The 22,236-nt window shown below is 72.8% G+C and carries 24 protein-coding genes; 11 read left to right on the top strand and 13 right to left on the bottom strand.

Annotation, left to right across the window (positions count from 1 at the left end):
- Window positions 1-23: 23 nt before the first annotated feature.
- The 5 genes from ACIPEP_RS08610 to hemE form a co-directional block, all read right to left on the bottom strand.
- On the bottom strand, window positions 24-254 hold the full coding sequence (locus ACIPEP_RS08610; protein ID WP_070417357.1) for a DUF3618 domain-containing protein: 231 nt from the start codon (window positions 252-254) through the stop codon (window positions 24-26).
- Window positions 255-297: 43 nt separating this feature from the next.
- On the bottom strand, window positions 298-756 hold the full coding sequence (locus ACIPEP_RS08605) for a phage holin family protein (RefSeq protein WP_071294325.1): 459 nt from the start codon (window positions 754-756) through the stop codon (window positions 298-300).
- Window positions 753-1,007 carry a hypothetical protein gene (locus tag ACIPEP_RS08600; protein WP_070417359.1) on the bottom strand — a complete coding sequence of 85 codons (255 nt, stop codon included), beginning with the start codon at window positions 1,005-1,007 and terminating at the stop codon, window positions 753-755. The genes ACIPEP_RS08605 and ACIPEP_RS08600 overlap by 4 nt, the downstream gene beginning before the upstream one ends.
- Before the next feature lie 98 nt (window positions 1,008-1,105).
- Window positions 1,106-2,455: a protoporphyrinogen/coproporphyrinogen oxidase gene (locus ACIPEP_RS08595; RefSeq protein WP_402717015.1), complete on the bottom strand. Its 1,350-nt coding sequence runs from the start codon at window positions 2,453-2,455 to the stop codon at window positions 1,106-1,108.
- The gene (gene hemE / locus ACIPEP_RS08590; RefSeq protein WP_402717014.1) at window positions 2,452-3,576 is read right to left on the bottom strand and encodes a uroporphyrinogen decarboxylase; all 1,125 of its coding nucleotides are present in this window, start codon (window positions 3,574-3,576) and stop codon (window positions 2,452-2,454) included. The genes ACIPEP_RS08595 and hemE overlap by 4 nt, the downstream gene beginning before the upstream one ends.
- A 90-nt stretch (window positions 3,577-3,666) precedes the next feature.
- Between hemE and ACIPEP_RS08585 the strand changes: the two genes are divergently transcribed.
- Window positions 3,667-4,989 carry a glutamyl-tRNA reductase gene (locus ACIPEP_RS08585; RefSeq protein ID WP_402717013.1) on the top strand — a complete coding sequence of 441 codons (1,323 nt, stop codon included), beginning with the start codon at window positions 3,667-3,669 and terminating at the stop codon, window positions 4,987-4,989.
- Window positions 4,986-5,417 (top strand): NUDIX domain-containing protein, encoded by a 432-nt coding sequence (locus tag ACIPEP_RS08580; protein WP_402717072.1) that lies wholly within the window; start codon window positions 4,986-4,988, stop codon window positions 5,415-5,417. The genes ACIPEP_RS08585 and ACIPEP_RS08580 overlap by 4 nt, the downstream gene beginning before the upstream one ends.
- Before the next feature lies 1 nt (window position 5,418).
- Here ACIPEP_RS08580 and ACIPEP_RS08575 read toward each other — a convergent pair whose 3' ends face one another.
- On the bottom strand, window positions 5,419-5,694 hold the full coding sequence (locus tag ACIPEP_RS08575) for a hypothetical protein (RefSeq protein WP_071294322.1): 276 nt from the start codon (window positions 5,692-5,694) through the stop codon (window positions 5,419-5,421).
- Window positions 5,695-5,797: 103 nt separating this feature from the next.
- Here ACIPEP_RS08575 and ACIPEP_RS08570 point away from each other — a divergent pair, with 103 nt between their 5' ends.
- Both ACIPEP_RS08570 and ACIPEP_RS08565 read left to right on the top strand, forming a co-directional pair.
- Window positions 5,798-6,490: a DUF4232 domain-containing protein gene (locus ACIPEP_RS08570; protein ID WP_402717012.1), complete on the top strand. Its 693-nt coding sequence runs from the start codon at window positions 5,798-5,800 to the stop codon at window positions 6,488-6,490.
- A 19-nt stretch (window positions 6,491-6,509) separates the two neighbouring features.
- Window positions 6,510-6,926 carry a GNAT family N-acetyltransferase gene (locus ACIPEP_RS08565; protein WP_402717011.1) on the top strand — a complete coding sequence of 139 codons (417 nt, stop codon included), beginning with the start codon at window positions 6,510-6,512 and terminating at the stop codon, window positions 6,924-6,926.
- A 78-nt stretch (window positions 6,927-7,004) separates the two neighbouring features.
- On the opposite strand, the gene ACIPEP_RS08560 is transcribed toward ACIPEP_RS08565, so the two are convergent.
- From ACIPEP_RS08560 to ACIPEP_RS08550, 3 genes are read right to left on the bottom strand one after another with little or no spacing between them, the layout of a single operon-like run.
- Window positions 7,005-7,961, bottom strand: coding sequence for a serine hydrolase (locus tag ACIPEP_RS08560; protein WP_071294319.1), 957 nt, complete (start codon window positions 7,959-7,961; stop codon window positions 7,005-7,007).
- Window positions 7,961-9,925, bottom strand: a complete 1,965-nt coding sequence (locus ACIPEP_RS08555) for a M13 family metallopeptidase (RefSeq protein ID WP_092385735.1) — start codon at window positions 9,923-9,925, stop codon at window positions 7,961-7,963. The genes ACIPEP_RS08560 and ACIPEP_RS08555 overlap by 1 nt, the downstream gene beginning before the upstream one ends.
- Window positions 9,926-9,964: 39 nt before the next feature.
- Window positions 9,965-11,374, bottom strand: a complete 1,410-nt coding sequence (locus tag ACIPEP_RS08550) for a hypothetical protein (RefSeq protein ID WP_402717010.1) — start codon at window positions 11,372-11,374, stop codon at window positions 9,965-9,967.
- A 101-nt stretch (window positions 11,375-11,475) separates the two neighbouring features.
- Between ACIPEP_RS08550 and ACIPEP_RS08545 the strand changes: the two genes are divergently transcribed.
- From ACIPEP_RS08545 to ACIPEP_RS08530, 4 genes are all read left to right on the top strand, one after another.
- Window positions 11,476-12,813: a uracil-xanthine permease family protein gene (locus ACIPEP_RS08545; protein WP_070417368.1), complete on the top strand. Its 1,338-nt coding sequence runs from the start codon at window positions 11,476-11,478 to the stop codon at window positions 12,811-12,813.
- Window positions 12,814-12,957: 144 nt separating this feature from the next.
- Window positions 12,958-14,268 (top strand): MATE family efflux transporter, encoded by a 1,311-nt coding sequence (locus ACIPEP_RS08540; RefSeq protein WP_402717009.1) that lies wholly within the window; start codon window positions 12,958-12,960, stop codon window positions 14,266-14,268.
- Complete coding sequence (locus ACIPEP_RS08535) at window positions 14,265-15,500, top strand: lipopolysaccharide biosynthesis protein (RefSeq protein WP_402717008.1); 1,236 nt, start codon at window positions 14,265-14,267, stop codon at window positions 15,498-15,500. Before ACIPEP_RS08540 ends, ACIPEP_RS08535 begins: the two co-directional genes overlap by 4 nt.
- Window positions 15,501-15,530: 30 nt before the next feature.
- Window positions 15,531-16,172, top strand: a complete 642-nt coding sequence (locus ACIPEP_RS08530) for a GNAT family N-acetyltransferase (protein ID WP_402717007.1) — start codon at window positions 15,531-15,533, stop codon at window positions 16,170-16,172.
- A gap of 61 nt (window positions 16,173-16,233) precedes the next feature.
- On the opposite strand, the gene ACIPEP_RS08525 is transcribed toward ACIPEP_RS08530, so the two are convergent.
- Window positions 16,234-17,679 carry a family 20 glycosylhydrolase gene (locus ACIPEP_RS08525; protein WP_402717006.1) on the bottom strand — a complete coding sequence of 482 codons (1,446 nt, stop codon included), beginning with the start codon at window positions 17,677-17,679 and terminating at the stop codon, window positions 16,234-16,236.
- A 179-nt stretch (window positions 17,680-17,858) separates the two neighbouring features.
- Between ACIPEP_RS08525 and ACIPEP_RS08520 the strand changes: the two genes are divergently transcribed.
- Entirely contained in the window at window positions 17,859-18,416 is a 558-nt protein-coding gene (locus tag ACIPEP_RS08520; RefSeq protein WP_402717005.1) for a hypothetical protein, read from the top strand.
- On the opposite strand, the gene ACIPEP_RS08515 is transcribed toward ACIPEP_RS08520, so the two are convergent.
- The 3 genes from ACIPEP_RS08515 to ACIPEP_RS08505 all read right to left on the bottom strand — a co-directional run bounded on the left by ACIPEP_RS08515 (window position 18,413) and on the right by ACIPEP_RS08505 (window position 20,075).
- Window positions 18,413-18,634, bottom strand: a complete 222-nt coding sequence (locus ACIPEP_RS08515; RefSeq protein ID WP_139219778.1) for a hypothetical protein — start codon at window positions 18,632-18,634, stop codon at window positions 18,413-18,415. The two genes, ACIPEP_RS08520 and ACIPEP_RS08515, sit on opposite strands and share 4 nt — an antisense overlap.
- Complete coding sequence (locus tag ACIPEP_RS08510) at window positions 18,627-18,806, bottom strand: hypothetical protein (RefSeq protein WP_156794799.1); 180 nt, start codon at window positions 18,804-18,806, stop codon at window positions 18,627-18,629. Before ACIPEP_RS08510 ends, ACIPEP_RS08515 begins: the two co-directional genes overlap by 8 nt.
- A 66-nt stretch (window positions 18,807-18,872) precedes the next feature.
- Complete coding sequence (locus ACIPEP_RS08505) at window positions 18,873-20,075, bottom strand: LacI family DNA-binding transcriptional regulator (protein ID WP_402717004.1); 1,203 nt, start codon at window positions 20,073-20,075, stop codon at window positions 18,873-18,875.
- Window positions 20,076-20,168: 93 nt separating this feature from the next.
- On the opposite strand from ACIPEP_RS08505, the gene ACIPEP_RS08500 reads away from it, so the two are divergent.
- On the top strand, window positions 20,169-21,494 hold the full coding sequence (locus ACIPEP_RS08500; protein ID WP_402717003.1) for an MFS transporter: 1,326 nt from the start codon (window positions 20,169-20,171) through the stop codon (window positions 21,492-21,494).
- Between the two features lie 9 nt (window positions 21,495-21,503).
- Complete coding sequence (gene nucS, locus ACIPEP_RS08495) at window positions 21,504-22,199, top strand: endonuclease NucS (RefSeq protein ID WP_402717002.1); 696 nt, start codon at window positions 21,504-21,506, stop codon at window positions 22,197-22,199.
- Window positions 22,200-22,236: the final 37 nt, after the last annotated feature.

Genomic DNA, 22,236 nt, shown 5'->3' with positions numbered 1-22,236 from the left:
CGCTCCCCTTTCGACGGCGAGCGCTACCGCCGTCGGAGCACCGCTACGACGATACCCCCGACCACTGCCACGCCCGCTGCGAGCCCGGCCAGGTACGGCACCGGCTTCTCGTCGATCCCGCGCTTGACCTTCGACGCGGCGATGCCGATCTGCTTCGGGACGTTGAGCTTGTCCTCGATCGCGTCGAGGGTGTCGAACAGCTGGGCGCGGGTCGACGCGACGCGGTCGGCCAGGTCGTCGTGCTGATCGGTCACGTGGGTCCTCCGGGGTGTGGGGTGGTGGACGGGGCGGTCGTCGCTAGAAGCGGCCGCCGACGTCGGGCTTGCGGGTGCCGTACTGGGTCGGCGGGGTCGGCTTCTTGCCGAGGCCCTTCACCGCGTTGACGTCGTTCTTCACGCTGTCGATGGTGCGCTTCGGCGTGATCGGGAGCCCCTTCTTCAGGCGCTTCCAGCCGAGCAGGCCGAGGATGCCGGCGACGATGAGCATCACGACGGCGATCACGAGCGCTGCGAGCCACGCGGGCATCACGGTCGCGAGCCCCATGACGGCGGCGGTCAGCAGCACGCCGATCGCGTAGAGGACGATGACGAGCGCGCCCACGAGCAGACCCGCGGCGAGGCCGAAGATCTTCGCCTTCGTCAGCATCTCGGCCTTGAGCAGGTTCAGCTCACCCGTCACCAGCTCCTTGACGAGCTTGGGGACGTCGCCGACCAGGCCGAACAGCGAACGCGGCTTGCGGTCGCGGGTGTCTGTCATGAGGCCTGGCTGTCCTTCTTCTGCCCGACCTTGCGGACGACCTTCTTCGTCTGCTCACCGACGAACTCGGCGACGTCGGGGGTCTTGTCGGCGATGAATTCCTCGGCGACGTGGACGCCCTTCTGGACGCCGTTGCTGTTCCAGATCTTGCCGCTGACGGTCTTGATCTGCTCGTACCGCGCCCGTCCGGCTCGCGATCCCAGGACGTACCCGAGAGCGGCGCCGGCGACGAACAGGAGCTTGCCTCGCATGTGCGATTCCTCCGTTGGGTCAGTGTGCGTGGTCATGCGCCGAACGGAATACGTCCGGCGTTCCTGCAACAGTAGCCCTCTCCCAGTGTGCGGTCCGCTCAGGAATCCAGGATCTGCTCAGCGGCGCTCCGTGCCGCCGCGACGATGCCGGCCAGCCCCCGGCCCGTCGACGCCTCGCCGATCCCGACGACCCCGTCGGCGAGCCCCGCGGCGGTCGTGTCCGGACCGTGCCACCGGACACGTGCGGCACCGACGACGGCGGACGGCGCGATCGGCACGCCGAGCAGGGCAGAGGCGTCCTGGGCGGCGCGAGTCCCGATCGCGTCGTACGGGTCGACCGGGAGGCTCCTCCCGGTCTCGACCGCGTCGGCCACGGCTCCCGGGGTGGTCGCCGCGACCCCCGCGTCCGTCGTCGCGTAGCTCAGCCGCAGGACGTGCCGGCCCCCGGCCGCCTCGGCCAGCCACGGCCACTTCACCGTCGCGTGCGTGATCGCCTTCGCCCGGACCCCGGGTGCGTCCGGGTGCACGAGCATCCCGGTACCGCGCGGCGCCGCGTCGAGTTCGTGCTGGTCGACCACGAGCGTCACGAGCTCGATGCCCGTGCGCACGGGTCCGGCCGTGCGGGCGGGGTCCGCCGTCGAGGCGAGGACGTGCTCGGCCACCAGTCGCTCGGTCTCGCCGTCGTCGGTGCGGACCTCGACGGCGTGCTCCTCGATCGCGGTGGCCCGGGTGTGCAGGCGGACGTCGACCCGGTAGGTCTCCATGTCGGCCACGAGCTCGTCGACGAGCCGCACGGTGCCGCCGCGGATGCCCTGCACGGCGGACCCGGCCGTCGCACGGGCCCGGAGGGCGAGGACCGCGCGGGCGAGGGAGCCCTCGCGCAGCAGCGCCGCCCGGAGCCCGGGAGCCACCCGGTCCGGGTCGAGGTCGTCCGGGTGCGTCGAGTGCACGCCGGCGACGATCGGTACCACCAGGTCGTCGAGGACCTGCTCGCCCATGCGCTTCCGGACCAGCTCGCCGAGCGACGGCGCCTTCGACCCGACGAGGGACGGCAGCAGGGAGTCCATCTGCGCCCGGAGCGCCGCCTTCTGGCCGACCACCGCGAGCACGTCGGCCGCCATCGGGCTCCCCGGGATCCCGAGCAGTCCGGTCTGCGGGATCGGGGACGTCCGGCCGTCGCGGGTCATCAGCCACGCACCGCGCGGGTCCGGCGTGGTGACCTCGTTGCCGAGGCCGAGTTCGATCGCCAGCCGGCCGACGGCGTCGTTGCGGGTCGCGAACGAGTCCGCCGCCATGTCGAGGTCGAGTCCCGCGACGGTGTGCCGACGGACCATGCCGCCGAGCACGCCGGAGCCCTCGACGAGGACGACGTGCGCGCCGCCCTTCGCCAGGTCCCGCGCCGCGACGAGTCCGGCGACCCCGCCGCCGACCACGACGACGTCGGTCACGCGTGCGCTCCGGTCGCCGCGGCCGTCCCGTCCCCGAGCTCGTGGACGAGGGACACGATGCGGGTGAGCACGGTCGGGTCGGTCTCCGGCGGCACACCGTGCCCGAGGTTGACGACGTGCGCCCGGGCCGCACCACCGCGGCGGACGACGTCGCGCACGTGGGCTTCGAGCACCTCCCACGGGGCGGAGAGCATCGCCGGGTCGATGTTGCCCTGCACGGTGACCCCGGTGCCGACCCGGCGCACGGCCTCGTCGAGCGGCAGCCGCCAGTCGACGCCGACCGCGTCGACGCCGACCCGGTCCGTGCCGAAGGTCGTCATGTCGTGCAGGACCTCGCCGCTGCCGACGCCGAAGTGGATGCGCGGGACGCCGAGGTCGGCGACGTGGGCGAGGGCGTCGGCCGAGTGCGGTGCGACGCGGGTGACGTAGTCCTCGCGGGAGAGCGAGCCCACCCACGAGTCGAACAGCTGTGCGGCGGAGGCCCCGGCGAGCACCTGGGCCCGGAGGAACGCCCCCGACACCCCGGCGGCCCAGGCGAGCAGGCGCGACCAGGTCTCCGGGTCCGAGTGCATGAGCGTCCGGGCGCGGATGTGGTCCTTCGACGGTCCGCCCTCGACCAGGTAGGCCGCGAGCGTGAAGGGCGCCCCGGCGAACCCGATGAGCGGGGTGTCGCCGAGCTGCTCGACCGTGCGCGCCACGGCGTCCGTGATCGGGGCGAGGGCAGTCGCGTCGAGCTGGCCCAGCGCGTCGACGTCGGCCGGGGTGCGGATCGGGGACGCCAGCACCGGCCCGCGTCCGGGGACGATCTCGACGTCGACGCCCGCGAGCTTGATCGGCACGACGATGTCGCTGAAGAAGATGCCGGCGTCGACCCCGTGCCGGCGGACCGGCTGCAGCGTGATCTCCGACGCCATCGCCGGGTCGAGGCAGGCGTCGAGCATGGCCGTGCCGACGCGCAGTTCGCGGTACTCCGGCAGGGACCGGCCGGCCTGACGCATGAACCACACCGGCAGGGTCTCCGGCCGGTCGCCGCGGAGCGCCCGGACGAGGGGCGAGCCCGACGTCCGCCCGGAGACGAGCGGGTGCGAGGCGGGGAGGGCGGTCGTGGATGCGTCGGTCACCGCACGATTCTCCCATCGGCGAACGGAACGTATCCCGAGCACGCACGATGGGAACGGGAGCCGGGCGCAACGCGAGTTACCATGGAAGACGTGCTCATCTGTCTCACGGCGTCGCATCGCAACGCCAGCTTCGATCTCCTGGAGCGACTGAGCATCGGCGCACCGACCGCCGCGAGCCGTCTCGTGACGGACTCCGACGTGCTGGACGGGGCCGTCGTCCTCGCCACGTGCAACCGCTTCGAGGCCTACCTCGACATCGCCGGCGACGACCGCGACTCCGCCGTCTCGGCCACCGTCGACGCCGTCGCCACCGCGAGCGACCTCGACCCCGCCGAGGTCCTGCGGTCCGTCAACGTGCTCGGCGGCAAGGACGTCGTGCAGCACCTCTTCGCCGTCTCGAGCGGCCTCGAGTCCGTCGTCGTCGGCGAGACCGAGATCTCCGGGCAGGTCCGCCGCTCGCTCGAGGACGCCCGCTCGAACGGCACCACCACCTCGGACCTCGAGCGGCTCTTCCAGGAAGCCGCGCACACCTCCCGCGGCGTCAAGACCCGCACCCGCATCGGCGCTGCCGGCCGGTCGCTCGTGCGGCTCGGCCTCGAGCTCGCGTCCTCCCGCGTGACCGACTGGGGCCGGACCCGGGTGCTCCTGATCGGCACCGGCAGCTACGCCGCGACGACCATCGCCGCCCTGCGCGACCGCGGCGCCGACACCATCCAGGTCTTCTCCCCCTCCGGCCGGGCGCCGTGGTTCGCCGCGAAGCACGACCTCGTCGCCGCGCACGACCTCCGCCAGGCCATCGGTTCGAGCGACGTCGTGATCACCTGCACCTCGAGCGAGGTCCCGGTCGTCGAACCGGCCGACCTCGACGACGGCGTCCGGCGCATCGTCATCGACCTCGGACTCCCCCGCAACGTGGACCCCGACGCGGCCGCCGTCGACGGCGTCGAACTGCTCGACCTCGAGACCATCAGCATCCACGCCCCGATCGCCGAGCTGAACGCCGAGTCCGAGGCCCGCGCGATGGTCGAGGACGCCGTGTCCCGCTTCCGCGCCCAGGCCCTCGAGCAGTCGACGACGCCCGCACTCGTGGCCTTCCGCAAGCACGTCTTCGACATCCTCGACGACGAGATCGACCGCGCGAAGCGTCGTGCGGACGGCGACGACGCCTCGGCCGAGCAGACCGAGCGCGCCCTGCGGCACCTCGTCGGCGTCCTGCTCCACCGTCCCTCGGTGCGCGCTCGCGAACTCGGTCGCGCCGGTCGCGGCGAGGAGTTCGTCGGGGCGCTCGACGCCCTCTTCGGTGTCCGTCCCGAGCCCGAGGCGGAACTGCCGTCGCCGGTCGTGCCGCTCGCGGAGCGCACCGCGCCCGAGCGGATCGACCGCGACCGCACCGACGAGGCGGACGCGAGCTGAGCCTCCAGGGCCACCCCGCGACCCTGCGTGTCAGTGCGCTGCTGCTGGTGCGCGACCGCCGCGTGCTCATGGTGCGCGCGCGGATGCGCGACGTCCTGTACCTGCCCGGGGGCAAGGCGGAGCCGCACGAGAGCGACGTCGAGGCCGCCGTCCGCGAAGCCTTCGAGGAGACCGGCCTGCGGCTGACCGCCGACGACGTCGAGCCGTTCGGCACCGTCACCGAACCGGCGCACGGGCAGGCCCCGGGCACGATGGTCGCGATGGCGCTGTTCCTGGTCCGTCCAGGAGGCGCGCTCGACTCCGCCACGCCGGTCGCCTCGGCAGAGGTGGACGAGGTCGAGTGGGTCACCTCCGCGGATGCGGACCGGTGCCCGCCGGCGGGCGTGGAGACGCTCCGCCGCCTCGTGGCGGCGGAGCTGATCGACTAGGTCAGACCTGGTCGCGGTCGGTGTAGTGCCCGACCTCGCCGTCCGGGGTGGGTTCGGCCTCGCCGGGGATGTCCGACTCGACGTACTCGCCCTCGCCGTCGCCGCCCTCGGGACGGGTCTCGCCGGGGATGTCGCTCGAGACGAACTCGCCCGCGGGCTCGTTCGACGCCACGGGGGGCTCGCCCGGGATCTCGCTGTCCGTGAAGGACCCGGCACGGGGCTCGACGCCGTCCGACCGACCCTCGTCGCCGCGTGCCTGTTCGTGCTTGCCTGCCATGTCGACCTCCGTTGCTCGTGCGCTGGCGCGTGCCCTGGAGTGTCCTCGGGGCGGCTGGGCGCCACCCGAGTCGTGTACCCCGGGGCGGTGGTTGCGTTGGCTCATGCAACGTCGCGCTGGTTCCCTACTGCTCATCGCCGTCGGCATCGTCGCCGTCGGTCTGCTCGCCGGCTGCTCGTCGGGCGGCACCACGACCCCGTCGGCCACGACGACGGAGACCGTCACGGCGACACCGACGTCGGCACCGACGCCTTCGTCCGCGTCGTCCGGCTCGGCGTCGTCGCCGAGCGCGTCGGGCGGATCGTCCGGCGGCTCCTCGGGTGGTTCCTCGGGTGGTTCCTCGGGCGCTGGGTCCTCGGCGTGCGCGACGTCCTCGCTCGCCGGGAGCATCGAGGCCGGCAGCGGTGGCGCTGCCGGGAGCACGTACGTCCACCTCGTCCTGCGGAACACCGGGTCGTCGACCTGCACGCTGCAGGGGTGGCCGGGGGTGTCCTTCGTCGGCGACACGAACGGCACGCAGATCGGCAACGCGGCGACGCTCGACCGTGCGGCGCCCCACCCGACCGTCACGCTGGCGTCCGGGCAGGAGGCCGTGGCACCGCTCAAGGTCACGAACTCGGAGAACTACCCGGAGTCGACGTGCGACCCCACCTCGCCCGACGGCTTCCGGGTGTACCCGCCCGGGTCGAAGGCGTCCCTGTTCGTCCCGTACACCGCGTTCGCCGCGTGCCGGTCGGAGGACGTGACGGAGCTCGACGTGCAGGCCTTCGTCCCCGCGGGGCAGGCCGCCGACTGACGTCTGCCACGATGGGACCGTGGTGGTGATCGCGGAGGAACGACCGGGCGGGGACGAACTCCTGGCGCTGTACCGCGACGTCGGGTGGACGGCGTACACGCGGGACCCGGAGACCCTCGTCGCCGCGGTCCTCGGATCGCACCTCGTGCTGACCGCCCGGGACACGGCGGGCTCGCTCGTCGGGCTGGTCCGGACCGTGTCCGACGGCGTGACGATCGTGTACGTGCAGGACGTCCTCGTCGCACCCGAGCACCACCGGGCCGGTATCGGCGGGGCCCTGCTCGACCGCGTCCTCGAGCGGTACGCACACGTGCGCCAGACCGTGCTGACGACCGATGCCGAACCGGGGCAGCGGGCGTTCTACGAGTCGCGGGGCTTCGTCGAGGTGCACGACGTCGTGCCGACTCCGCTCCGCTCGTTCGTCCTGCTCCGCTGACCGGAGTCGGCCACGGGGAACACCATCGTGCCCTCGTCGAAGGAGATCAGGTACTCGGTCACGAGCGTGAGGGTACGCTCAGCGGGCCGCGGGCTCGTGCACGGTCTCGAGCACCTCGGTGCCCATCGTCCGCAGGGCGTCGATGACCGCCAGCCGCCGCTGCAGCGAGTCGTCGTCGAACGTCACCGTGACGGCGTAGCTCACCGACGACCCTGGCCCGCGCAGGATCCCGGCCTCCGCCCGCACGCCCGTGCTCGACCCGGTCGCCGAGACGACCTGCAACCCGTGGTCCAGTGCCCGGTGCGCGAGCGGGTCCAGCCCGAACGACCCCGCGACGAGGCTGAGGTCGGACGCGAGGGACAGCCATCCGAGCACCCGGTTCGACACCGCCTCGTCGACGACCTCACCGAGTGCCAGGCCTCGCATGAGCCAAGCGAGCTCGCCCGTCGGCGCGACCGAGGCGTCCGGAGCGTCGTCCGGCCCGCGACGGTCCCGCACCCGGTCGATGAGGGCGGTCCGTTCGATCCCGAGCGACTCGGCGCGCTCGCGGACGGCGTCGATCCCGACGGTCGAGAGCAGCGCGTTCATCGCCCAGGCGTCCGCACCGGCACCGACGAGGGTCGCCAGGTCGGACACCTGCATGGTCGGCTCCTGCAGGAACTGCCAGAGCCCGGCACCGGTCGCCGTGTCGCGCGCCATGCGCTGCAGCCGGTCGCCGTGCAGCCCGCCGTCCTCGAGCCGCGCCGCGACCTCGACGAGGAGCAGCACGCGGCCGAGGCTCGCCACCGGTTGGACGAGCGTGTCGTCCACGGCCAGCAGGGCCTTGCCCGTCGAGGTGTCGATCACCGAGGCGCTGACGGACGCGCCGTCCCGGGCGATGGCGCCGAGCGCCTGCAGCGTCGCCGCGAACCGGTCGTCGGCACCACCGCGGTGCCGACCGCGCGCACGCCCGTCGGCCCCGCCGGCGTGCTGCCGTCGCCGCGACCGGCGAGCCGCTCCCGGCTCCGACGACGGAGCCGCGTCCGGCTCGGCCATCACCAGATCGAGACGCGCTCGGCCGGGTCGAGGTACATCGCGTCCCGCTCGGTCACGCCGAAGGTGTCGTAGTAGACGTCGATGTTGCGGACCACCTGGTTGCAGCGGAACTCGGTCGGCGAGTGCGGGTCGATGCTCAGCAGACGGGCGGCTTCCTCCGGACGGATCGCCATCCGCCAGGCCTGCGCCCAGCTGAGGAAGAAGCGCTCGGCACCGGTGAGGCCGTCGACCACCGGCGGCTCCTGCCCGTCGAGGGACAGCAGGTACGCCTTCCACGCGATCGACAGCCCGCCGAGGTCGCCGATGTTCTCGCCGATCGTCAGGGCGCCGTTGACGTGGCCGTCCGGGACCTCGGTCGGGACGAGCGCGTCGTACTGCGCGATGAGCGCCTTGGTGCGCTCCTCGAACGCGGTGCGGTCCGCCTCGGTCCACCAGTTCTCGAGCCGGCCGTCGCCGTCGTACTGGGAGCCCTGGTCGTCGAAGCCGTGCCCGATCTCGTGCCCGATGACGGCACCGATCGCGCCGTAGTTCGCGGCGGCGTCACGCCCGGCCTCGAAGAACGGGAACTGCAGGATCGCCGCCGGGAACACGATCTCGTTGAACCCGGGGTTGTAGTACGCGTTGATCGTCTGCGGGGTCATGAACCACTCGTCGCGGTCGATCGGCTTGCCGATCTTGCCGAGCTCGCGGTCGACCTGGAAGCTCGCGACGGCGCGGACGTTGCCGATGAGGTCGTCGGCGGACACCGGCAGCGCGGAGTAGTCCCGCCACTTGACCGGGTACCCGATCTTCGGCGTGAACTTGTCGAGCTTGTCGAGGGCCCGAGCACGCGTCTCGTCGGTCATCCAGTCGAGGGCGGTGATGCTCTGCCGGTAGGCCTCGACCAGGTTCGCGACGAGGTCGTCCATCGTCGCCTTCGAGGTCTCGTCGAAGTGCTCCTGCACGTAGATGCGGCCGACGGCCTCGCCCATGGCCCCCTCGACCAGCGAGACCCCGCGCTTCCAGCGCTCGCGCTGCTTGGGCGCACCGGTGAGCGCGGTGCCGTAGAACGAGAAGTTCGTCGCCGAGAAGGCGCTCGTCAGGTAGGCCGCGGAGGCGCGGATCACCTGCCAGCGCAGCCAGTCCTTCCAGACGTCCAACGGCTGGTCGCGGAGCAGCTCCGCCAGACCGGTCACGAACGACGGTTCGCGGACGACGACGGTCTCGAAGGCGCCGGCCGGTGCGTCGATCGCTTCCCACCAGAGGCGGAGGTCGATGCCGTCGGCGAGCGCCGCGACCTCGGCCCACGGCAGCTTGTTGTAGGTCTTCTGGCTGTCGCGGGTGGTGACGTTGTCCCAGTGCTTCGACGCCAGTGCGGTCTCGAGGGCGATGACGTGCTCGGTGCGGTCGCCGCCGTCCTCGAAGCCGGCGAGCGGGAACATCGCGGCGACGAACTCGCGGTACTTCGTGCGGATGTCGGCGAAGCGGTCCTCGCGGTAGTACGACTCGTCGGGCAGCCCGAGGCCGGACTGCTCGAGGAAGACCACGTAGGACTCCGGGTCGCCCGGGTCGTTGTCGACGAAGAGCTGCAGGAAGCTCGGCAGGCCGAGGCGCTCGAAGCGTCCGACCATGCGGATGACGTCGTCGACCGAGTCCACGGCGGCGATCTCGGCGAGCAGGGGCTCGATCGGCGCGGTGCCCAGGGCCTCGAGCCGGTCCTCGTCGGTGAAGGAGGTGAAGAGGTCGCCGACCTTGCGGTCCTCGGTGCCGGGCGCGGCCTGCTGGGAGCGCTCGATGATGTCCCGCACGGCGATCTCGGCGGCCTCGGCCAACACCGTGAACGAGCCGTACCGTGCCTTGTCGTCGGGGATCGGCGTCGATGCGATCCACGAGCCGTTCACGTGGCGGTACAGGTCGTCCTGCGGGCGGACCGTGGCGTCCAGCTCGTCGGTGTGGATCCCGGAGGTGCTTGCGACGTCGGTCATGCGGTCAACGATAGCCACCGTCGCCCTGATCGAGCGGTGTCAGCCACGGTGGGCACCCCGGCGCCCGAGTGCCCGCGCTCCCGCGAGCCCGCCGAGCCCCGCTGCGAGGAGCACCCCGGCGACGCCGAGCGGCACCGAGGGGTCGCCACCCGTGTACGCGAGCCGCCCGCTGGGCACGGCGGTGATCCGGCCCGCGGTGGCCTGCGGTGCGGCCCGGTGGTTGCCGGTGGAGACGCCGGGACCCGCGCCGGGACCGTGCTCGGGTGCGGGGCGGACCGGGAGCCTCGGCAACACGAGTCGGAGCGCACCCTGCTCGACCCCCTGCACCCGCTGCCGGGCGACCACGACGTCCCCGGGCAGCGTCGCGCGCGGGACGACGAGTTCCCAGCCGCGACCGATCGCGGCGGTGATCGGTCGGCCGTCAACCCCGTCCACCGGCGTCCCGCTCGCGGTCTCGAGCGCCACCACACCGCCGGGCTCGCCGGTGCCGGAGAGTCGCACGGAGCCGTCGGTGAGCTCCTCGACCGAGCCGGTGATCGCGATCGGCACGGTGACGAGGGCGCTCGTCGTCCCGAACGGTGTCCCGTCGTCGAACGTCGTGACCGTGATCCGGTGGAACCTGACGGTCTCGGGGAAGGGCAGCTCCGCGCGCCAGGTGGTGTCGGTCGAGGTGGTGGCGACGACCGGCGCGCCGTCGGCACCGAGGACCGGCCCGGAAGCGTCCGCGAACCGGAGCGTCGTGCCGACGGGCGCCCGTCCGGCGAGGGTCGTGCGCCGGGTCTCGCGGGAGGCCGAGGCGGTGCCGACTTCGGCCGCTCCGGAGAGCTCGTACGAGTCTCGGCCGATGCCGTTGACCGTGCCGTCGAACACGCGCTCCACCACGATGTCGTGCCGGCCGGGTGCACGGTCGCGCAGGACCGCACGCCAGGGTGCACCGGCTTCGGCGGTGACGTCCGCGACGGGTTCGCCGTCGTCGGTGACGACGTAGCGTGCCGGACGGCTCACCCCGCTGCCCTCGAGCGTGATGGTGCGGGCGAACGGATCGATCGTCGGGACCCACGTCGGCGGGAGCAGCCCGAGCACCTCGACGGGCAGGTCGACCGTCTCGCCGGTCACTTGCGACGTCACGTGCAGCACGCGGGGCCCGGGGCCGACCCGGAGTCCGGCGCTCCACACGCCGTCGCGGACCTCGGTCCAGAGGGTCTCTGCGCCATCGACCGCGATCGCGACGCTGCCGCCCGTGGGTCCGGTCCCGGTCAGCTCGACGCGTCCGGTGGCGTGCTCGATCGAGCGGACCTGCGCGGTGAAGTCCGCCGCGGGGGCCGTCCGCTCGTGGGCCGGTGCGGCAACGGCACCGGTCAGGCCGACGACGGGCGAGAACGCCACGGCGAGCGCGGCGCACCAGGCGGCGATCCGCCGGTGCGGTGTGGATCGGACGGACTTCGACATGGGCAGCGCTCCTCGTGTGGTACTTCACACACCATATACGGAGCGACGGACATCCTCGGCGGGATCGTCACGAGCGGTGGACTGCCGCTAGCGTCGACCCCATGGGACTTCCGTGGAAGCTGCACGGGGACGGCGCGACCGTCTCCGCGACGACGATCGTCGCGCCGGACGAGCGCCTCACCTGGGGCCGGACGATCGGCCTCGGCGTGCAGCACGTCGTGGCGATGTTCGGCGCGACCTTCCTCGTGCCGCTGCTCACCGGCTTCCCGCCGGCGACGACGCTGCTCTTCAGCGGTATCGGCACGATCCTGTTCCTGCTCATCACCGGCAACCGGCTGCCGAGCTACCTCGGGTCGTCCTTCGCCTTCATCGCCCCGATCGCCGCCGCGACGAAGATCGGCGGCATCCCGCTGGCGCTGTCGGGGATCATCGTCGTCGGGGTGCTCCTCGCGGCCGTCGGCGCCGTGGTGCACCTGGCCGGCGCCGGGTGGATCGACCGCCTCATGCCGCCGGTGGTCTCCGGCGCGATCGTGGCCCTCATCGGCTTCAACCTCGCCCCGGCCGCCCGCGACAACTTCACGAAGGCCCCGGTCGTCGCGGTGATCACCCTCGCCGCGATCATCCTCGTGACCGTGCTCTTCAAGGGGCTCATCGGACGCCTGTCGATCGTCATCGGCGTCGTCGTCGGGTACGTGGCGGCACTGATCGCCGGCGAGGTCTCGTTCGACGCCGTCGGCAAGGCCGCCTGGATCGGTCTGCCCGAGTTCACCGCGCCCGCGTTCGACCCGTCGCAGCTCGCGATCTACCTGGCGTTCGTGCCGGTCGTCCTCGCGCTCATCGCCGAGAACGTCGGCCACGTGAAGGGCGTCGGACAGCTCACCGGTCGTGACCTCACCCCGCTCACCGGGCGAGCACTCTTCGCCGACGGCATCTCCACCGTCCTCGCGGGCGTCGGCGGCGGCTCGGCGACGACCACCTACGGCGAGAACATCGGCGTGATGGCCGCCACCCGGGTCTTCTCGACCGCGGCGTACTGGGTGGCCGCGATCGTGGCCGTCCTGCTCGGCCTCTCCCCCAAGGTGGGCGCCGTCATCTCGTCCGTCCCGCCGGGGGTCCTCGGCGGAGCGACCACCGCGCTCTACGGGCTCATCGGCGTCATCGGCATCCGGATCTGGGTCGAGAACCGCGTCGACTTCGCGAAGCCGAAGAACCAGCTGACCGCGGGGATCGCGCTCATCATCGGCATCGCCGACTTCACGTTCTCGTTCGGTCAGGCGAGCTTCGGCGGGATCATCCTCGGCACGGTCGCGGCGATCGTGGTCTACCACGTGATGGACCTCGTGGGTCGTGCCCGCGGGACCGACGAGGCGACGCCCGAGGTTCCGGACGCGGCCCACGCCGCCACCGGCGGGGTCCCCGCCGAACCGCGCGCCGACTGACGCGAGCACCCGCCGGACGGGAGGCGCGGGTCGGCGCCGACCCGCGCCTCCCGTCCGACCCGTCACCGGTCCGGGCGTGCGCGCACCACGCGTGGTCCGCTTCGCCGCCAGAATGGGTCAGTGCCCGGACCGACGCGACCCGCAGTGACCACCGAGCGGCGCGCGGTCGACCGCGACATCGTCCGCCTCGCGGTGCCGGCGCTCGGTGCGCTCGTCGTCGAGCCGCTGTTCCTGCTGACCGACACCGCGCTCGTCGGGCACCTCGGTGCGACTCCCCTCGCTGCCGTCGGCCTCGCCGGCGCCGTCCTGCAGACCGTCACGGGGCTGCTCGTGTTCCTCGCGTACTCGACGACCCCGGCCGTGGCCCGCGCGCTCGGCGGCGGGGACCGACGCGGAGCCGTGCACGCCGGCATCGACGGGATGTGGCTCGCGCTCGTGCTGGGCGTGGTCCTCGCGCTCGTGGGCTGGCCGCTCGCCGGACCGCTGGTCGACCTGTTCGGTGCGTCGGCCGACGTGTCGGCGGCGGCGACCGCCTACCTGACGGTGTCGCTCGTCGGGCTGCCCGGGATCCTGGTCGTCACCGCCTCGACCGGGCTGCTCCGAGGGCTGCAGGACACGAGGACGCCGCTCGTCGTCGCCACCGTCGGGTTCGTCGCGAACGGGCTGCTCAACGCCGTCCTCATCTACGGCGCGGGCTGGGGCGTCGAGGGGTCGGCCGCCGGCACCGTCATCGTGCAGTGGGCGATGGCGGTCGTCTACGTCCGGATCGCGGTCCGCGCGGCGCGTGCGTCGGGGGCTCCACTGCGCCCGGGCGCCTCGGGCGTCGCGCGGGCGCTGCGGTCCGGTGCCTGGCTGTTCCTGCGGACGGCCTCGCTGCGCGTGGCGATGCTCGCGACGGTCGGCGCCGCCGCGGGGCTCGGGACGACCGGACTCGCGACCACCCAGGTCGGGTTGACCGTGTTCTCCACCCTGGCGTTCGCGCTCGACGCCCTGGCGATCGCCGGGCAGGCGCTCGTCGGACACGGGCTCGGGGCGCGGGACCCGGCGCGGGTGCGGCTGGTGACGCGGCGGCTCGTCCTGCTCGGGATCGCCGGCGGTGTGCTGCTCGGGGTGCTGACCCTCGCCGTGAGCGGGGTGCTCGGGCCGGTCTTCTCCGACTCGTCCGCAGTGCGTGGCGCGCTGCCCGTCGTCCTCGTCCTCATCGCCGTGGGGATGCCGGTCGCGGGCTACGTGTTCGTGCTCGACGGCGTGCTGATCGGCGCAGGGGACGCGCGGTACCTGGCGATCGCGGGTGGGGTGAACCTCGTCGTGTACCTGCCCCTGCTCTGGTGGGCGGGTGGGACCCTCGCGGGGCTGTGGGCCGCGTTCGCGCTCGGGTACATCGGGGTGCGGGCGGTGACGCTCGGGGTGCGGGCACACCGGCGCGGGTGGGTCGAACAGGCGTTGGCGCGGTGAGCGTGCGACCGGCTCCCGCTCCGGCCGCGGCCTCGTCCGTCGCGTCGTCGGCCGCGCTCGCCACCGTCGGCATCGGGGTGCAGGGCGTCGCGAAGCTGCTCGTGACCGTCGTCGTCGGTCGGGTGTTCGGTACCGAGACCCTCGGGCAGACCACCGCGCTCCTGTCGCTCTCGGTCTTCGTCGCGCTGCTCTGGCCGAACGCCGCGGGCAACACGGCATCGCGGTACCTGGCGATCGCGCTGCGCGGACGGCACTCCGACGCCGCGGTGAACCGGCTGCTCGGGCTGTCCATGCTCGTCTCGACCCTGGTGCTCGCCGCCGTCACCGTGCCGATCGCCCTCGCGTGGGGCAGCGGCCCGGGCACGGTGCTCGGTGGTGTCGCGGTCGTCGTCGGGTACGGGCTGTACTGCTACGCCCGCGGAGCGCAGCTCGGCTACGGCCGTGCTCCGAAGGTCGCGCTGTGGGACGGCGTGACGAGCGTGCTCGCGCTCGGGCTGCTCGTGCTCGCCTGCGTCGCCCGGCTCGAGCCGTTCGTGCTGCTGCCGCTCGCGATCGGGTACACCGTCTTCGCCGTCGCCTGCTGGCCGCGGGGGAACGGGTTCGGGCCTGCTGCTCGCGAGCCCGTCGGCGGGGTGCTCGGATTCGCGGCGTGGAACGTGCTCGCAGTGGTGACCTCGAACGGGCTGCTCCAGCTGACGATGATCTCGGCGCAGGTCACCGTCTCCGCCCACGACGCCGGCGTCTACGCGGCCGCGTTCACCCTGGCGACCCCGGCCTCCATGCTCGGGCAGGCGCTGGGGCAGGTGCTCGTGCCGGCGTTCGCCCACCGGACGGACGGCGGGTCGCTCCGGTCCCGCGGGGCCGTCCTGTTGGTGGTCGGCTTCGCTGCCGGCACCGCCGTGGTGTTCGGCCTCGTGGCGCTGCTCGCCGGGTGGTTCCTGCCGATCGTCTACCCGGCCGAGGGCGCTGCGGCCGTGGCCGACCTGCGGTACCTGATGGTCGGGGTGTGGGTGTTCACCGTCGGGCTCGTGCCGGCGGCGCTGTTGCTCGCGGCGGGGCGGTCGCGGCAGGTGGCGCTGGCGTCGGTGGCCGGGTTCGTCGTCGGGGCGGTGCTCATGGCCGCGCTCGGGCCGGTCGCGGGGGTGGCCGGGGGGACGACGGGGTTCCTCGTGGGGAGCGCGGTGAACCTCGTGGCGGTGGTGGGGCTCGGGGTGCGTCGAGGGAGCCCGTAACCTGCCGTCGGCGACTCGTACCGTGGGACGATGGACCTCGAGCGAATCTGGCCGCTGTTCGGATTGCGGCTCACCACTCCACGGCTGGAGCTCCGGCCGCTGCGCGATGACGACCTCCCGGGCCTCGTCGACGCAGCGCTCTCCGGCGTGCACGATCCCGCTCGCATGCCGTTCGGTGTCCCGTGGACGGACGCTGAACCGGATGCCCTGGCTCGTTCACTGGCGCAGTACCACTGGAAGCTCCGGTCCGGGGTGACCAGCACTGCGTGGGGCGTGAGCTTCACGGTGCTCCACGACGGCACACCCATCGGCGTGCAAGAGCTCCACGGCCGACGCTTCGCGGCGCGGAAGACCGTCGAGAGCGGTTCTTGGCTCGCGCGGGCTCATCAGGGCCTCGGATTCGGCACCGAGATGCGGGCGGCGCTCCTGCTGTTCGCGTTCGACCATCTCGGTGCCGAATGGGCGGAGTCGAGCGCGGCGGCGTGGAACCACGCGTCGCTGCAGGTCTCGGAGAAGCTCGGCTACCTGACGAACGGTGTGACTCGTGCGCAGACCCGCGACGACGAAGTCGTCGACGAGGTCCGGGTCCGGCTGAACCGGGACGACTTCGTCCGCCCGCACTGGACGCTGCGGACTACGGGGACTGCAGCCGCGATCGAACTGCTGCGGTAGCCGTCCGCTCGGACGACGGAGGCACGGCCACGGCCTTCGAGCCGCAGGTCCACCCACGGACCTACGAGCCGGCGGTCTCGATCATCGCGAGCACGTGTGGGGCGCTCCAGCGCAGGAGCGCGTCGGAGGGCGGTGCTTCGAGGTCCTCGCCCCAGATCGCGACGGCCGCCCCCGACATCGGACCCGCCAGACGTGCGCCTGAGTCCCCGTCCCAGGCCCGGAGCGACCAGTGCTCGCGGAGATCGGCGACGGTGTACTCGCTGTCGGCCGCATCGAGGTCCGTCGGCACCTCGTACAGGTAGTACGAGTTGTAGTTCAGCAGGTCGATCCCGGCGGCGTACAGGTCGTTCGCACCCGCCCGTCGCTCGCGGCGCTCGCGGCGTTCCGTCGCGTCCTCGGTGTCGCCGTCGAAGCTCCAGTAGGTGACGTGGATACGCGGATCCAGTCGCCCGATCGCAGCCCGGTCGATCCCGTCGTTCCACGCCCACACCGCACGGTTGCCGACGGCCGCCGCCATCGTGTTCAACCATCGGACGCGTTCGTCGGCGGTGACGTCGTCGCCCCACTCGTCGCCGCCGATGTGGACGGTGCGGCTCGACGGGAAGGTCCGCGTGACCTCCTGCAGGAGTCGTGCGGCCAGCGCGGAGCTCCCGGGCGCCGATGTGTCGAGTTCGCTCTCGCCCGAACGGATCCGGTCCACCCACTGCTTGCCGTGTCCGGCCTCGAGGAGGTCGAACGCCGCAGCCATGTGACCGGGGGTGTCGATCTCGGGAACGATCGCGATGCCTCGTTGCGCGGCGTACCGGGAGATCTCCCGTGCCTGCGCCGCGCTGAGGAACGGCCGACCGGTGATCCGACTCGTGTAGACGCCGTCCCGGAGATCGGCGTTCGCAAGGGTCTGCCCGAGGACCTCGCTCTCGATGCCGACGTTCTGGTCGTCGGTGAGGTGGAGGTGCAGGAAGCGACCACCGTGATCAGCGAGGAGCGCGATGTACTGCTCGATCAGCGCCACCGGGTAGTACGCACGAGCCACGTCGAGCATCACGCCGGTGTCGGGACGTGCCCGGGTCGCGCGGGCGGTGGTGACGCTCGTGGCCGAGGTGCCGCACTTCGACAGGGAGAACGCTCCCGTGCACGCGAGGACCGCGTACTTCCCGGCCGGCGCACGAGGAGGCGCGGTGTGCGTCGCGTGGATCGTCGCGCTCGCACCGGCAGCGAGTGACTGCACCGAGACGTGTCCGAGCGTGTACCGCTTGCTCCCAGCCGTCAGGGAGAGCCACGCGTCGGCCGCCGGCTTGCGGGCCACCGAGGTGTTCTTGACCGTCAGCGTCGTGCGCACCGTGGTGCGTGTCGACGTGGTGGTGCTGCTCGCGGTGACCTTGGTGACCACCAGCCGCGGAGCTCCGGACGCATCAGCAGTGCCCGCCGACCCGCCGATCGCGTCCGCTCCGATCACGACTGCCGCCGACATCGCGATCACCAGGCCGACGGCGATGCTGCGCTTCACGCGCGACCCCGAGGCTGCCGTCGTCCTCGCATCCGGATCGCGTCTCCCGAGCCCCACAGCACCCCACCCTCGAACCGCTCCGGCGCGGACGGTCCGAGCAGGATCGCACGATCGTACTGGACGCCGTCCCCTGCGACGAGGCTGGCCCGGCACGACGGGTCGCACCCTAGGGTGATCGGGTGTCTTCCCCCGCCGAGGCCCCCGGTCCCACGACCACGACCACGACTGAGACCGAGGCGACGGGCACACGCCGGACCCTGCTCGCCGTCCTCCCGTTGACGACGGCGTGGGCGGGAGCGGCGGCCGTCGTGGTCGTGCCGACCGCGAGCGTGGTGGTGGGTGCCGTCGTCGAGCGCTCCCCCGCCGCGTTGCCGTTCATCCTCATCATGGTGCCGGCGATGATCGGCGGAGCGGCAGCGGTGTTCGTGTTCGGACTCGCAGCGGGCGCACTCGCGGGTCTGCCCGACCGGTGGCTGGGTCGACGCCGTCCGAGCGTCACCGGCGACGTGGCCGCCGTGCTGATCCTGACGCTGCTCGTGGCGGGGACGTCGGGTCTCGCCCAACTGCTCGTGCCGTACCTGTTCCCGTGGCCCGTGACGGCTCAGGTGATCGGTGTGGCAGCCGTGACGGCCGTGTCGACGCTGCTCGTCGTCGCGGCCCACCGCAGACGCGAACGTCGGCGGCACGACCTCCGACCGACTGCTGCAGCACAGCCGACGACCGAGGCGCGACGCTAGCGCGCTCGTCCCCGCCGGAGTGCGACCAGTCCGGCGATGCCCAGGACGAGGCCCACGACGCCGCACAGCATCCCTCCGAGGTACACCGCCGCAGCACCGAAGTTCACGCCCCCGCCGATCGGACTGAGGATCACCCAGACCGACCCGGCGGCCGTCGCGACGAAGCCGATCCCGAGGACGACGACACCCGTCGTCACGAGTCTCCGGCCGTCAGTCACGGTCGGCTTCGCGGTCTGCTTCGCGGGCTGCGCGCTTGGCAGCGCGTCGTGCTCGCGCCTCGGCGTCCTGTTGCTCCTGGAGCGGGCTCTTCTGCATCGATCCCCGCGCTGCGAGCACGATCATCACGACGACCAGCACGAGCACGACCGGGACCAGGAAGGTCAAGAACACGCAGCGCCCCCATCGGTCACGAGGCTCTCGGTCGAGCCTCGTGTGCAGCGTAGCCCGCGGGACACCTCAGCGTCGGCTCCCGTCCGCCGGCCCCTCCGCCCGCGGCGGCCCCGTCGTGTCCCCGATGCGGAGCTCCGATCGGAACGCCGCCGGCTGGGGCTCAGCCCCCTCGAGCATCGCCAGGGCAGCACGGGCCGCCGCCTGCCCCTTCTGCACGAACGGCTGCACGAGCGTGGTCAGCTGCCGGATGCGGGTGCGGTGGAACAGGCTGTCGTCCACGGTGATGCCGTCGAACCCGACGACGCTGACGTCCTCGGGAACACGGAGTCCGGCGTCGAGGGCGGCCGAGATCACCCCGACGGCGAGGACGTCGCTCTGCGCGATGACCGCGGTCGGCCGGGGCCCGTCGGGGGCGAAGAGCGCGGTGCCGGCGATCCGGCCTTCCTCGACCGAGCTGCCGGCAGCCTCGATCGCGACCGAGTCGGGGTAGACCCCACGGACCCCGCGCAGGCGTTCGAGGGACGTGAAGGCGATGCCAGCGGCCTCGCGCTCGGCGTCGATCGGCCCGCGGCGGTGCGCACCGTCGAGCGGCAGCGACACGACGGTGACCGCCTCGTGCCCGAGGTCGCGCAGGAAGGCGGCCGCGCGGCGGGAGGCCTCGCGGTTGTCGAGCTGGATCGGCACCGCACCCTCGATGTCGTCCGCCTCGATCGCGACGACCGGGATCTGCCGGCGCCGGAGCACGGCGACCGCGGGGTCGATCCGCACGTTGCACCCGACGAGGACGACGGCGTCCATGGGGGCGTCGACGAGGGGGACGGCGCCCTGTTCGTCGTCGAGGGGGCTGCGGACGAGCAGCAGCGAGGCACCGGCGGCACCGGCCACCTCGGCGATGCCGTCGAGCGTCAGGACGTTCACCGGGTCGCGGAAGGCATCGCTCAGCCGTTCGTCCATGACGACGCCGATGACGCCGGAGCGACCGCGGCGCAGCGAACGGGCACGCGGGTCCGGGCCGCCGTAACCGAGCTCGGCGGCGGCGGCGAGCACGCGGGCCTTCGCGTCCTCGGAGACCGGGCCGCTGCCGCTGAACGCAAGCGAGGCCGTCGAGGGCGCGACCCCGGCAGCGCGGGCCACCGCGGTGAGGGTGGGACGGCGGGGGCGGACCGGGACGGGACCGGCCGGGACCGCACCGGCGCGCGGGGCATCGGCGGCGTCCTCGCGGTGGTGCTCCGTCCGCGACGCGCCGGGTCCTGTTGCCGGTTCGTCCATCGCCCGTTAGCGTAGCCGGAAACAGCGGTCGAATCGATTCGACCGAGCCGCGACACGCACGGCAGCACAGCAGCGAAGCACGATGGGACCACCATGACGACGACGTCCGCCCGCACCACACCCTCGACACGGGCCTGGATCACCGCGGTGTTCGTCGTGTTCACCCTGTCCGGCCTCGACATCGCGACCTGGCTCGGCCGGATCCCGAGCGTCCGCGACTCCCTCGGAGCGAGCACCTTCGAGATGGGCCTGCTCGTGCTCGGCATGGCGGTCGGCTCGATCGGCGGCCTGACCTTCGCCGGGCACATCGTCGCGAAGCTCGGGGCTCGCCGGGGCGTCCAGGTGGCCGCAGCGTGCCTGGCCCTCGGGATGGTCTTCGCCGGGCTGGCGGTGAGCCTCGGGTGGGGCTTCGCCGCCATCTGGATCGCGCTCATCGCGTTCGGGTTCGGCAACGGCCTGTGCGACGTGTCGATGAACGTGTCCGGCGCCGCGGCGGAGAAGGCCGGCGGCCGCACGATCATGCCGCTGTTCCACGCCGCGTTCAGCCTCGGCACGCTCGCCGGTGCCGGCCTCGGAGCCCTCGCCGAGGCGCTCGAGGTCCCGGTCGCGTGGCACTTCATCGTCCTCGTCGTCGTCACGAGTGCCGCGATGCTCGTCGCCGTCACGCACTTCCAGGACGAGCACCGCTTCGAGGAGCACGTCGCCACCGACACCAGCCCGGTGCCGACGCCGGTCAGCCGCTGGCAGGTCTGGGCCCAGCCGTCGACCCTGCTCATCGGCGTGATCGTGCTCGGCATGGCCCTGGCCGAGGGCTCGGCGAACGACTGGCTGCCGCTGGCCATGATCGACGGGCACGGCCTCGACAACGCCGCGGGCGCCGCCGTCCTCACGGTGTTCCTCGCCGCCATGACCGTCGGCCGGGTGGCCGGCAGTCCGCTCATCGACCGGTTCGGGCGGGTGCCGATCCTCCGCATCAGCGCCGCCGTCGCGGTCGTCGGCCTCGGCATGCTCATCTTCATCGACAACGTGCCGCTCGCCATCGTCGGGGTCGTGCTGTGGGGTCTCGGGGCGAGCCTCGGCTTCCCGATGGGCATGTCCGCCGCGGCCGACGACCCCCGGACCGCCGCCGCCCGGGTCAGCGCCGTGGCGACGATCGGGTACGTGGCGTTCCTCGCGGGACCGCCGCTCATCGGGTTCCTCGGCGAGCAGGTGGGGCTGCTCGGTGCGCTCCTGGTGGTCTTCGTGTTCATCATCGCGGCGGGACTCGCGTCGGGTGCCGCCCGTGAGCGCGGCGCCGCCGCCCGGCCGACCCGCCGGGGCGGCGACGTGGACGGCGGGGACGAGCCGCGCCTCCAGGCCCAGCGCGCCGACGCGGCCAGGAGCGCCGACAGCACCACGGGCGGTCGCGACGCCGGTTAGGCTCTCCGGGTGCGTCTCGTCATCGCCCGCTGCTCCGTCGACTACGCGGGCCGGCTCTCAGCCCACCTGCCGCTCGCGACCCGTCTGCTCATGCTGAAGGCCGACGGTTCGCTGCTCGTCCACTCCGACGGCGGCAGCTACAAGCCGCTCAACTGGATGAGCCCGCCGTGCTCGATCGAGATCACCGAGCCGGACGAGGAGCAGTCGAGTGCCGGCATCACGCAGGTGTGGACGGTCACGCAGAAGAAGACGCAGGACAAGCTCATCGTCTCCCTGTACGAGGTCGTCTCCGACGAGTCCCACGACCTCGGCGTCGACCCGGGCCTCGTGAAGGACGGCGTCGAGGCGCACCTGCAGCAGCTCCTCGCGGAGCAGATCGAGCTGCTCGGCGACGGCCACACGCTGGTCCGCCGCGAGTACATGACCGCGATCGGCCCGGTGGACATCCTCGCCCGCGACGGGGCTGGGGCGAGCGTCGCCGTCGAGATGAAGCGGAACGCCAACATCGACGCGGTCGAGCAGCTCACCAGGTACCTCGAACTCATGAACCGCGATCCGCTGCTGCGGCCGGTGCAGGGTGTGCTCGCCGCGCAGACGGTGGCGCCGCAGGCGCGCACCCTCGCCGAGGACCGCGGGATCCGCGTCCTCGTGCTCGACTACGACGCGATGCGGGGCATCGAGGGCGGCCACACCCGCCTCTTCTGAGCGGTCGGACTGGAGGCGCGGCTCGCGTCCGCCGGTG

This window comes from Curtobacterium sp. NPDC087082, from assembly GCF_044745045.1.
Lineage (GTDB): Bacteria > Actinomycetota > Actinomycetes > Actinomycetales > Microbacteriaceae > Curtobacterium.
This window is presented reverse-complemented; position numbering and strand designations above follow the sequence as displayed.